General features: G+C 52.5%; 13 protein-coding genes. All 13 read right to left on the bottom strand.

Going from position 1 to position 12,086, the window contains the following annotated elements; translation table 11 throughout:
- Positions 1-2 precede the first annotated feature (2 nt).
- Complete coding sequence (locus NFC81_RS09045; RefSeq protein ID WP_304994161.1) at positions 3-437, bottom strand: hypothetical protein; 435 nt, start codon at positions 435-437, stop codon at positions 3-5.
- 2 nt (positions 438-439) lie between these two features.
- Complete coding sequence (locus tag NFC81_RS09050; RefSeq protein ID WP_304994162.1) at positions 440-1,075, bottom strand: hypothetical protein; 636 nt, start codon at positions 1,073-1,075, stop codon at positions 440-442.
- Positions 1,072-1,461: a hypothetical protein gene (locus NFC81_RS09055; RefSeq protein WP_304994163.1), complete on the bottom strand. Its 390-nt coding sequence runs from the start codon at positions 1,459-1,461 to the stop codon at positions 1,072-1,074. Before NFC81_RS09055 ends, NFC81_RS09050 begins: the two co-directional genes overlap by 4 nt.
- 150 nt (positions 1,462-1,611) lie before the next feature.
- On the bottom strand, positions 1,612-2,325 hold the full coding sequence (locus NFC81_RS09060) for a hypothetical protein (protein WP_304994164.1): 714 nt from the start codon (positions 2,323-2,325) through the stop codon (positions 1,612-1,614).
- A 303-nt stretch (positions 2,326-2,628) separates the two neighbouring features.
- On the bottom strand, positions 2,629-4,098 hold the full coding sequence (locus NFC81_RS09065) for a DUF1983 domain-containing protein (RefSeq protein WP_304994165.1): 1,470 nt from the start codon (positions 4,096-4,098) through the stop codon (positions 2,629-2,631).
- On the bottom strand, positions 4,095-5,675 hold the full coding sequence (locus NFC81_RS09070; RefSeq protein ID WP_304994166.1) for a hypothetical protein: 1,581 nt from the start codon (positions 5,673-5,675) through the stop codon (positions 4,095-4,097). Before NFC81_RS09070 ends, NFC81_RS09065 begins: the two co-directional genes overlap by 4 nt.
- Positions 5,676-5,688: 13 nt before the next feature.
- Positions 5,689-6,339, bottom strand: coding sequence for a hypothetical protein (locus NFC81_RS09075; protein WP_304994167.1), 651 nt, complete (start codon positions 6,337-6,339; stop codon positions 5,689-5,691).
- Between the two features lie 3 nt (positions 6,340-6,342).
- The gene (locus NFC81_RS09080) at positions 6,343-8,898 is read right to left on the bottom strand and encodes a hypothetical protein (protein WP_304994168.1); all 2,556 of its coding nucleotides are present in this window, start codon (positions 8,896-8,898) and stop codon (positions 6,343-6,345) included.
- A 3-nt stretch (positions 8,899-8,901) separates the two neighbouring features.
- Positions 8,902-9,285, bottom strand: a complete 384-nt coding sequence (locus NFC81_RS09085) for a hypothetical protein (RefSeq protein WP_304994169.1) — start codon at positions 9,283-9,285, stop codon at positions 8,902-8,904.
- 17 nt (positions 9,286-9,302) lie between these two features.
- Positions 9,303-9,953 carry a DUF6682 family protein gene (locus NFC81_RS09090; protein WP_304994170.1) on the bottom strand — a complete coding sequence of 217 codons (651 nt, stop codon included), beginning with the start codon at positions 9,951-9,953 and terminating at the stop codon, positions 9,303-9,305.
- A 6-nt stretch (positions 9,954-9,959) separates the two neighbouring features.
- Positions 9,960-10,541 (bottom strand): hypothetical protein, encoded by a 582-nt coding sequence (locus NFC81_RS09095; RefSeq protein ID WP_304994171.1) that lies wholly within the window; start codon positions 10,539-10,541, stop codon positions 9,960-9,962.
- Positions 10,542-10,547: 6 nt separating this feature from the next.
- Positions 10,548-11,000, bottom strand: coding sequence for a hypothetical protein (locus NFC81_RS09100; RefSeq protein ID WP_304994172.1), 453 nt, complete (start codon positions 10,998-11,000; stop codon positions 10,548-10,550).
- A gap of 74 nt (positions 11,001-11,074) precedes the next feature.
- On the bottom strand, positions 11,075-12,064 hold the full coding sequence (locus NFC81_RS09105) for a N4-gp56 family major capsid protein (RefSeq protein ID WP_304994173.1): 990 nt from the start codon (positions 12,062-12,064) through the stop codon (positions 11,075-11,077).
- Between the last annotated feature and the right edge of the window lie 22 nt (positions 12,065-12,086).

Below are 12,086 nucleotides of genomic sequence, written 5' to 3' on the forward strand. Positions count from 1 at the left end.
GCCTACATCCCCAATCCAATGTTTCCGCCGCCAGCAAGAATTTGCATGTCGCGATCCTCACCCGCTATGCGTGCTTGATTTCGCGCGCCCACTCGGCCGGAGGCCTCCGCCAGCCCCAAAGCCCGGTCAGATGACTCTTTCTGCTGCGCCGTTGGCTGTATACCAAGACCGCTATTGGTCTTCTGAATGGAGTCACGCTGCCCACTGAAAGCTGAGGTCACCGACTGGTCAGCCCGCTGAATGTCTTTTCGGGTCAGCTCTCCGGATTGCGCTTGGTTAGCCAAATCAATCAGCCGTGACTGATAGCGGTTCTTCCAGTCTTCCCACTGCTCACGGTGTATTTCGGCCATGGTGTCCGAAGCAGTGGGCTTAGCGACATTGTTAATGGCTTCCAGTTGTGCTTGCGACGGCACATTAAAATTAAAATCCATTCTCATATCTATCTCCCCGCTAGGCCTGCAACATTGCCAGGACGAAACCCTTCTTCCTGCGACACCTGCATTTGATTAGGGTCGGAATTCCGATTCATCAACCCATAACTCGCCGCACCCGCCAGATTACCCACAAGCTGCATATTGGAGCTTTTGCGGTTGAAGTTGTTCATGGTGCTGTTGATGGCGTCATTGGTCGCTATGCTGGCGATTTGACCTAACCCCGCTTGCGCTTGTGCCGACTGCCCCATGCCGAGTGCGGTAATGGTTTGGTTGCCCTTCACATGCTGGTTGGTCTGTTCCATCTGTGCGCGACCGGCCGTTTCACCGGCGCTATCGGCGTGCAATATACCCAGCTCATTGCGCGTCATTGTTGACCGGCCACTGGACGGATCAAGCCCAGCTTGAACCAATTGGCCTTCAACTTGCTGGCGCTCACTGGCTTGGTGAATCTGGCTGGACTCATTCACCCGACCACGGGTATACCCATAGGCTGCGTCCGATTTCATGGCGTCGGTCTTTTCCATATACCGATCCATGAGCGGGTTCAGGTGTTCCTTACTGAACTCCCATTTTTCCTTGGCGATCTGCGCGAGTTCTTTTTCTTCCGCCGTCTCTTTGATTTTGTCGTCTTTACCGCTCATAGGCTGATCTCGTAGTTTTTTCCGGTCTGTTTCGCTTCCGGTAGGTATCGCTTGTACCCACGTCTGTGGCTGCTGAATGTCAGCGAGCATGCGCCGATTTGCCGGGCCAGCGCCTTCAGTTGATTGATGTAGTCGGACTTCACGGCGGCATCTTTCACGCGGCCGTAAGCCAACCAAACATGCACTTTCTTGATGCCGTCAGTTACCTTTGGCTGCAGCACAACAAACCCATCGGGTGCCACAAACAAAAAAGCCTGCTGTTTCCGGCAGGCTTTAATGACTTCTTTAGTTGTCCATGGCTCAGGTGATCGAGCCTGAATGGTTTCGGCACCGTAATAGATAAGGGGAAGGAAGTCGTCGATGCATGCAGGCTTGAGCAATCGCATAGGCACCACCGTTCGGGCATAAAAAAGCCCCAGCGGTCAGGCTGAGGCGTAGGATCGGATTATTGGTAAATAGTAGCTGAAACTTTATTTTGATGCGACTGGTTAGGGTTAGGCAATTTTTACGGCCATGAAGCTCTGGTCGAATAGCCCTTAAAACACCTTACACACCGCTAAGTCTTGCGCCCCTAATACATAGCCAGAATCTTGGGCGTAGAAGTCAGGTGTCCATGTAAACTGCAACTGCTCTCCGACCATCCGAGGAAAGGCAACATCAGTGTCCCAAAATCCATCACCTGTCGGATGAACCGCCCGAAAGTGCAGGTATGAATTGTGAAACATCAAATAGGGTTCTCCGGTAGCAACAAATGGAATATCCAAGGTGGAGGACATCGAACCACCATCTAAGGAGGCTGCGGGCTCACCACTAGCAGTGAACCCGAGCTTAACAACTCTGCAATCAACTACCATATCAAAGCCCGAATCAAACAGCACGCGGCCATCACCGCTAAACGCTCTTAGTCCATAAGTCTCCGATGACCCGACTAAAACCTCATGGAAAAGAGTTACACCCTTTTGCATTTCACTGACACTTAATGCTCCAATCGACGTAAGGGTGACCCTGCGACCGGAAATGTTTAGCCCCCCCATTACATAGCGGCCCTCCATTGATACGCCAACCACTGAGCTATCTAAATTTATTATGCTTTCTGGTATTAGCGACACCCCTCTGTAAGTATACATTTGAGTGCCTGGTATCTGCATCGAAAGTTCTAAGGGGTAGGTTCCATAAACGAGTAAAGCCGGGTACAGGCTGTCGATAGTCACTTCATCCACCGTGTTCTTTATGCTGAAACCAAATGCCATTCTACTTGTACCTGTATACAATTAATGAAAAGCTCAGTTCCGTAAAAGTATTCTCCCAGTCGACGCGCCCATCCGAAATTACATAGCTTCGGTGCTCGGTAAAAGCCTCGTCATAGTCAGGAGTTAATACGCCGTCTCCAGCCTGCGACCACATGCAAAAGGAGTTCTGAGGTGTAATTTCATCAAACAAAGCAAACCCTGACGCCTCAGAAGCAGGAACACTGATACGCCCAACAAATCGCAAAATACGACCCTCGGCTAGCAGCCGAGGCGCTCCATTCTTATACAAGCTTAAACCAGCACTCATTCAGTCAAATTCCCCAAAACCAACACCAAGTTGTTGTCCTCATTGAACACCTGTATTTTGCTGTTTTTTATTTGTAAGCGCTCTCCCGAAGACGCCGACTTTATATCCAGATTCCCTAAAAACGTGGCGGTTTCACTGATCGTCATGTTCTCTGTGCTTATTTGTTCGGCTTTCAACTGCCCGGCCAATGTTGTAACTGGCTGGCCTTCACTATCAACGATCTTGCCAAAGTTAATTGGGCCTATGCGGCCTTCATCGATAGATCCCTCTTTAATTACAGCAACGTTCATGTACACCGCGCCATCTTGAATAATAAATGGCTTCAACATCCCCGTGCCGTTTGGCGGCGTAATCCACAGCCGATCAGCAACGATGCCAAAATCCACGGTTTCGCCGTTGTTGAAGAAGCCAACACCACCGACTAGGCCGTTCACGTCTGATTTGACTTCCCACTGAGCAGTTAAACCGTCAACGGCACTGCCTTGAGTGGTGAGGGTTTGCTGAATGGCTGCAGTTTCGTCTTCAAATTCCGACTGAACGGTGGTGATTTGTTGGGCCAGCGTGTTGAACTGCGTAGCGCGGGTTTGGCTTTCGGTCTGAATGGCCGAGGCATTTTCATTTGACTGTGCATAGACCGTATTGATTTGAAGCGCTAATGCCTCATTTTGTGTAGCGCGGGTTTGGCTTTCAGTCTGGATCGCCGAAAGATTACTATTGACCTGTGACGCAAGCGTATTGATCTGCTGCGACAGCACATTGTCTTGCTCAACTCGTGCCTGGCTTTCTACTTTAATGATTGAGGCTACCGAACCCTCTAACGAGTCAGGCCCATCGATCAGATTAATACGCTGATTCAAGCTGCCTGCCAGCACCGACTCATCAATCTGGCCGCTGATCGCTTCTATCATTACGGCGGCGGGAATAGCGGTTTCAATGAGCAGGCCAACGCTGCTATGAATAGGGCCGGTAATGTCGGCGCGAGAAACGAAGCGCACCCAGTAGCGGTAAAACACGCCGGGCTGTGGTGTGAAGTCACTGTATATCGAGCCATTGGCGGTACCGATCTTCACCGCCTCACCCGGCAATGAGTCTTCACCTTCGGCGCGCAATACTTCAGCGTGTGAGTGATTGCGATACTGCCTGAATGGGTCAGTCCATATCAGGGTGTTTGCGCCAATGGATGCTGCACCGTAAACGCCGTCAGGGCGTGGCGGAATTGTACGGTCAATCACTTGATCAACGGGGACCAGCTGGCTTGAATTGAACAGTCCGCCACTGAACTTGGTTTTGAATTTGGCAACACCGATGTCAATCAGGTCGCCGTACGTTAAGTTGGTGTCCAGCGTATTGCCGCGCGTGCCCTGCCCTACATCCAGTTGTTCCTTTACTGCCTCCATCCACGCACGGGTTTGCGGGTCTATTGTGCGCGGAATAGGCGGTAACGACTTGCGGCGGCTCCGGCTCATAACAGCTCTCGCGGTGAAGATGCGATTTGAACGGCCAACACTTCGGCCGTACCGGTCAGCTCAAACTGCCAATCACGGTAACGCCCGGGCGGTAAACGAAAGGCTGTATCTGGTTCAGCCACCGTATCGAGCAACAACACATCATCAGACCAAATGCGCATGCTAACGGGTGCGTCTGAGTCAATCTTCGCCACGCTCATGGATGCGCGCTGTGGCAAGGTAAACACTTTGCTGCGCCATGTGTATGGCAAGGCGCTACCAGCGTCCCACGCTTGAATTTCACCATTCGCGCTAAGCAAGAACACTTGGCCACTCAATGGGTCGAAGTATCCGTTGGGCACATTACCAACACTCATGCGAATCAGCCCGTGTTCTGGGTGCAGCAGGAAGCCGCGCCATGTGTTGGTATCATCTTTATAAAATGCCAAATAACGGTCGTGCCAGCGGTAAGCATGAATGCTGTCTGGATTAAACGCCTGCCATTGCTCCCGCGAAATCATGTCTTTGGTGATCACGTTGGATTGATTACCACCCACCGCCACCAAGCCTTCGTTGCTGGCGTAAATGGCGTATTCGCCCATATCCACCACGGAATGCCGCGAGACGCCGCCTAAGTGAACGTCCAGCCCCATTTGCGCCATGGACGCCGGTGTAATGCCAGTGACCAGCCATGGCCGCGACTTAGTAACCACAATGAGCCCACCAGAGAACGGCGACACACCCACTATGTCGGCATCAAAACCCATTTGGTACCCAACAGGCCAAGCGTGTGGACGGAATGGCTCACAGAAGCACAGCGTGTTGTCGAACCAGCCACACAGCACGCCATTGCCAATGTTGGTTAAGCCTTTCATGCGTGCGTCCGGCTCGTCCCAATTTATGCTTGGCAACGGCTGACCAAGACTTTCAGTAGGCACGCTGTCGCTGAAGGTGCTTTGTGCGGCCGGTATGTCTGCCACGAACAAGAACACACCACCGGTTTCAGCGCGGTAGATGCGCTTGGTGATGATTGCCCTGTCACCGGTTGGCGGATTGTCCAAGCCTGAAAGCTCGTTAGTGGCGCCATCAAAACGCGACACCATAGCACTGGCTGCGGCTGGCGGGCCTTCTTCACCAAATTCGCTCACGTAAGTGTAGGTGTACACGGTATCAATCAGCACGCCGCCTTCGTCGGGCTCGCCCGGTGCATCGCTTGCTGTTAACGCTGTGGCCGGTGCCGGAATGCCTAAACGATACGATGCAGCAGGTACAGACGCACCACTGGTGGCCAATGCATAAGTCGTCATGCGTGGCACGCCGTCACCCGTCCAATACACGCGGTCGTGCACGTCATTGTTCAGCGGTGACTTAACTGCACTCACACCAGCTTCCGACCAGCGAAACCAAACACCCGTGTTATGGCGGTAAATAGATTGCATCGCCGCGCCCAGCGTGGTGACCAGTTCGGTACCGCGCGCTGGCTTTAAACTCATGGATTCAAGGTTGCAGTTTATGGCGGAGGTGGCGTGGGGAGCTGGCAGCATCTTACTGGCCAGCTTCGGCAGCTCGCCATGGAAAGGACTTACATCGATTTTCATAGATTAGTGCCTGTTAGGCTTCAATGTTGTCGGCCAGCAGGAAAAGATCATCAATCTGAACTTCGGTTAGCCCAAGCAAGCTTTGGCCTAACGTGTTGACCAACTGACTACGCCGCGTAAACTTAGCCTCTGCCCACGCCAATTTTTCCAGCGGCGTGGCCTGATCGCTGTTCATGTACGCCTGAACGATGTCAAGGTGCCCAAGGTGCAGTAACGCTGCCTTAGCCTGGAATCTTGTGACTTCCGCCGTTTGACGCCATTCTTCCAGCTCTGTTTGCTTGCGCTCTTGGTATTGGTTTTCAGTCAATCGACCGTTCGCGTATAAAGTTTCAGTATCACCCCACACCACTTCTTTATTTTCGTGATCGAGGTATTCGTCGGGCTCAAGATCGCGTAGGCCGTCTTGCACCAGCTCGTATTCTGTCTTGTCTTTGATCGCCCCGTCTTCGAACTTCTGTTTAGGGTCAAGTTCCAGCAACCCTTCGGCGTGAAGTTCCGACATCGGGCGTGTGAGCCAGTTTTCATCAAACATCGCCCGTTTCGCGCCGGTTCGAGCATGACTATCTGCGGGTAGTGGATGCCAGTCACCCGCGCCCAGTTTTTCAGCGCTGTCGGTGTCTACTACGGCGACAATTACGCCGTTTTCAATGCGTGCAAATTCCATAGTTTAATTACCTGTTTTTTCCCATACGCGGATAGTTCGGTTTCGGGGGAAGGTCTGCCCCGACGTTGTAGCAGAGGTTCGTGCGTTCGGGCTATTAGAAGAATTAAAATCTACAACCGGATAATACGCATAACGAGTACCTGACTGGCTAAGACCATCATTACTAATGCGAGTTGTAGCAGAAAACACTCCCAGACGGTTTGCGTTAGAGGTCGGACGCTGAGTGATTTGGTAAAGCTGCCCTGTAAGCAGCTGCATCTGGTCAGCTTGAATCCCACTACCAAACGCCGACGCCTCGCCGCCTTCCGTCCGAAAGAATATACCCTCGGTGTCGAATCGCCGTGTCCATGTCCCGCCAAACAAACTAGAAGGGGCCGACATACCGGGGAACTGGACATAGACGAAACCGATTTTCACGACAGCCAACAACGCGGCTTGCCTTACCCTTTGTGCTGTCCATGCGCGGCGAGCGGTTGAGGTGCCTGCCTCGGCCTCGGTTGCAGATACTGTGGATGCCATCCACTCACGGCTGTTGCTCAAGCGAGCATCATTACCTTCCGTTACTGTGTTTGCTCCACTACCAAACGGGATGCGCGCGGCAGGCAACGTGCCTGAAGCTAAATTGGTGGCGTTTAGACCTACGAGCCCGGAGCCGTCGCCTGAAAAAGATCCGCCTAGAAGTTTAAGCCCTAATCCGTTACCTCCCGTAAAGGGGGCAACGTTAAGCACATCTGCAGCCTCAACCAGCTTAACATCAGATAAATGTGTTGAGTCCCCTCTAAAGTAAATACTGTTGTACTCTTGGTGTAGACTGCGCGTAAAGCTGAGTGCGATGTACTGCACACCAGCGTGAGTCAACGTAACTAGCGACACACCATCCACTTGCGTCTGTAGACAAACTACAGACGCCCCCGGAAGACTCGACCCCCCAGTACCGGCGGATACCAAAAAAAGTCCGGTAGCATTATGGCCACTAGCTCCACGGGAACCGGTAATCATGCCAGCAGTTTTGCCGGTCTGCCCTGCTCTACACAACAGCACATAATGAGTTGCACCATCAGACCCGCGTGAACCCAAGAGTTTGGTTACCGCACTGTCGTGATGACTCGCTAGACTAATATCTAACCCCGGTTGCCAGTACCGACCATCGTGATCACCGCTAGAACGGTGGTCGTTCATCGCCTTCGCTTGTAAAACCGTAGTGGTAGACGACGATGACCGGCTGGCAGTGGTAGCTGGATTCTTCTCAGCACCCGCTTCAATACCATCTAACTTAGCTTTTGCCGCAGAACCGTTCCACCAGGCTACTATCGCTTGGCGTACTCTTTGAGCAGTCCATTTACGGTTTGTTGTGGCTGCACCCGTTTCTGCTTCCGCTTGAGATACCGTGCTTGCCGTCCATTCGCGACTATTCGAAAGACGGGAGTCTGTGTTTAATGGGTAACGACCGTCATGATCGTCACTGTCAATGTGCTCCTTCATACCGCGAGCGAGGAAAAGATCTACGTTATTCGTTTTGTCGCGGTCGGCGGTCGCTGGGCGTTGGCGTCCTACGCGCTTCCAGTTCGCGGTATCCACTTGATACACGATCTCGTCGCCGCTATCGAACTCAATCCCGTACAAGAATCCGTCGCCATTTACCGTATAAAACCCATCAATCGGTTGGCCCATGTTCAACGGGACCGGCGGGTTGCCGTCTGTTACGTCCCATACGCCCATGTACTTGAATGCGGTTGACGCTATGGCCGCGAAGTCTTCCGCCTCGTTACGGAACTCTTGGGCCTGGTTACGGAAAGCCTGAGCTTCGTTGCGCTTCTGCGTACTGACATCACGCGCCGCTTCCGACGCACCTTGTGCCGAAACCGATGCATCGCGCGCATCTTCCGCCCCAGTGCGTGCGGTTTCTGCGTCCTCTCGGTTTGTTACTGTGACATCTCGCGCCGTCAGCGTTGTGTCACGCGCAGTGAGAGTCGTATCACGCGCAGATTCCGTTGCCAGCCGAGCGGCGACCGCTTGATCGCGGCTCAGTCCGGCTTGTGTTTCGGCACTTTGAGCAGCATCGCGCGCGGCTTCCGAATCCGTAGCCCGGAGATCCGAAATATTCCGTGCATTTTCAGACGCCAACCGGGACTGTTCCGAAGCCGTGGCTGAGTTAGCCGAGTTCGTTGCAGACAACCCCGACTGATCACGCGCTTGCTCGGATAGGTTCTGCGCTTGCTCTGCTGCTGCGCGGTGTGAACCGGCTTGCTGGTTTAGGTCTGCTGTTTCGTCGCGCAGCAAATGAACGTTGCTCTGGCGGTCTATAACGTCAGTTTGGCGGTCAGCCACATCGCTTTGTCGATCAATCACATCCGCTTGGCGGGTCGCAACGTCTTGGCGCTTCACTTCGGTGTTGTTTTCAGCTTGTTCGGCCGCTACGGCTGCAATTTCGGCGCGCTGAGCCAGTGCAGCAGTTGCGCCCGGATCTGCAAATAAAGTGACCTCAATAACCTGATCACCCTGCATCACCACTTCAACTTGCTGATAATTGATCTCGGCGTTAATAACAGTGTTGGCCATTGATCAAAGCTCCCGTGTGCGAGTAATGTCAGCGTCTACCCGAACACGGCCACGCATTAATGTAGTGATAGTCAATGGATCGGTTACGAGCTGAATGTCATACCAGTATCGAATCGGCTCCAATACCTCCGTTTGAGCAGCATTGAGAGTGATGTAACCAATTCCATTTTCAGCGTCACTGCCAGACTGAGGAAAACTTGCCTGCAGTTGTGCGGAGTCATCAATTTGGCTCGGTGATTCCTTGATGGTGAACCACAGTGTTCGTCCTGCCAGGCTTAACGGGCTTCCGTTCTCATCCTTTAAGCGGACTTCAATTGAGTAGTTATCCCCGCGAACGATAGGGTTGATCTGGTAGTTCAAGCGGCTGTTCTGAATTGGGGTAGTCATGGGGCGTCTCGTCGGATTCAGGAAGCGTTAGGGCTGTTCATAAGGTCAGTCTGGACAGATAAGCCAAGTGATTCTCGGAATGCCTGGCGGTGGACCATGCTGCGGTTCATGTTGCCACCGTCATCACTGTCCTTGGCAAACGATCGGTAGAGAATGTAATCCAGCATCACAGGTGCATAAGCGTCATCAATGTTGATGGTTACATTCTCGTCTTCCAGAGCGCTTTCTTCATGGCTAGCCGGAACTTTGCTGTAAACAACATCGACTTCAGTTCCGAAAGTCGCGGGCGGGTAAACATAGAAGCGCTTTGGGTCGCGCTCATCAAAGGTAAAATGCTCGATGTTGTCTTGCTCAGGAAGTCGGTGCCAATCGCGGTCAAACAGGTCTAGGTATTGCCGATCAATCAGGGACACAGCCATCCCTTCAGTATTTCTAACAACATCAAGCAACCTCAGTCCGTCAGCGGGGATGGATTGTCGCGTTCCATCCACTAGGTCAATACTTGCGCTTGCGGTGTTGGCATCGGGCTTGACCTGCACTATCGCTTTATAGCTCTCATTCAACCAAGCAAGCAGCTCAACGTTTGTCCAGCGCGTACCTTCTTCGGATACTTCCTGCAAAATCCTTTTTGCATCATCAATCAGTTCTCGCACGCGAGTGGTTGCCATAGTTTTTTACCCAAATCGAGGAATTGTGACTTCGATGATGCCTTGAGAGTGACCGGCCACGACCACTTGCTGCGCACGGTTAATTTCTGCGTCTCGCACGCCCATGTGATAGTTCGCCAGTTGTGGGTCAGACCATGGCTGATCTTTCATGGCGTACAGATCAAACAGACAAGCAGAACGGATACCGTCCTGCCATGTGTCGTACAGGTCATCGGGTAATTCAGCCAGCGTGCGCAGCGGTATAAGCGACATAACTAAATTGACCACTTCATCTTGCGATGGAATTGGGTCTAAGGTGATCGCCTGCGAGCTTGGCCCCTGAATGTAGCCAGGCAATTTGCGCCCCGTGGTACCCACCGGCATGCGCTTACCCACCTTCATTACACGGCCAACTTTGGTGTGCTCGGGTGGCTCAATGGTGTAGTGAGCCTCACCGCGCTGAACTGCGAAGTCCGTAACGCTGTGAATCCATGCATCAGAGGCACGCATAAACTCACGTAGAGCACGCAGCAGCCGGTCTTTCACCACAAAACGCGGCGCGCCTCCCGCATCGATCAGCAAGTCTTTGACAATATCGTCGAGATACACAAAGGCTTACTCAGTGATGACTTGGAAGTTGAAGCGCGGCACCATTTTGGGTTTCGAATACTTCTGTCCGGTTTTAGGATCTGTTTTGGTTTCAAACTTCTCAGTTACTGCGTCCCGAAGAACTTGCACCACTTCCGCCGGCACTTCGACTTCTTTACCACGAGGAATTTGATACTGGCGACCGTTCACACCAACAAACACGTAATCGGCCTCACCTTCCTGCTCACCAATCAGAATCTTAGTCTTCTTGGATTTAGTGGCTGCTTTGCCGCCGGAGGATTTGGTGGTGACTTTACCGGTGTCATTGGGCTTCGCGGTTTGAGCTGCTAATACCTGCTCAACCAAAGCACCTTTGTTTTCGTCATCCACGTCGACCTCAATGCCGTGTTCGTTTTTCAGAATGTCCGCAATCTCTGTCGCGCTCATTGCTTCCAGTTTTGCTTTCGTGAGTTTTGCCATGGGGTTCACCATTAATTTAGAGCATAAAAAAACGGCCCCGAAGAGCCGCTATCGTTTTCCGCACCAATCATCGTTTAGATGGTTGCTGCCACCTCGGCACGCACCAACCAAGCATCATTCAAAATGACGCTGGTTTCGTATCCCTTCCAGCCAGCAGTACCGGTTTGCGCCAACGGGTCACCAGAGTCAGGCTTAGGGTTGCGAATCATCAAGTTGATTGCGCCCTTGCCTTTCAATGGCACGATTCCGTAAGCGTTTTGCGCAATGAACAAGATGGGGTAAACATCGTTGTTATCGCCGTCGGTACTGAGGTAAGTGCCATCTTCAACCGCGCCCGCATCCGGGTATGGGTCGAAGATTGGGCTCACGCAGTAACGCACATTCTCAACCTTCCCAACTTCACCTTCATGCAGTGGCGTACCTGTTGCGTACTTCTCTACCGGAACGAAGCCATCCATGTCCCGAATGTCGTTCTCAACATCGGTGTGAGTCACGGCGACGAATGCGGCAGCAACGGGCTCAGTTGCGTAGTTGGGTGAAGCCTTCAACTTCTTGGTGATGAAGTTAGCGTTCTGTGCCTTCAAAGCACGAGTAATGCGGCGCTGCAAAGTACGAGTCATTTTGCCCGCTACTTGGTTTCGAGCCGTGGCTGCGCCCGCATAGAACACGTTGGTACCCGCTTTCAGCACGCCGAACCGCGCACGCTCATACATCTGCGCCGCTTGCTCACCCAAGATTTCGGTAGACTCCATCAAGACAGGGTCTTCATGGGTGTCCAGAACCACATCCGTTAATTCGATGTAGTCACCGCGCTGCACCAGCGTAGCGGTCACGTCTGTTTTGGTCAGTGACTTACCGGCAGGTTTAACGCCTTCAACCAATGCCGTAGGCGTTGCATCCAATGCTTCATAACGGCGAAAGGTAATGGACTTGGTTTCGTTCGGGCCCAAGGGCTTGGATTGGCCCCAATGCTCAAGCATCAGGTGTGGAGTACCGCGTTTCAGCAGCTCTTTCTCAGCTTTGGCTTGAGTACGCGGGGAAATGTCGCCATAAGTTACAGGCATGATTTAGTCCTCACTAAATAGA

The sequence above is a fragment of the Salinispirillum sp. LH 10-3-1 genome (assembly GCF_030643825.1).
In the GTDB taxonomy this organism is placed as follows: Bacteria; Pseudomonadota; Gammaproteobacteria; order Pseudomonadales; family Natronospirillaceae; genus Salinispirillum.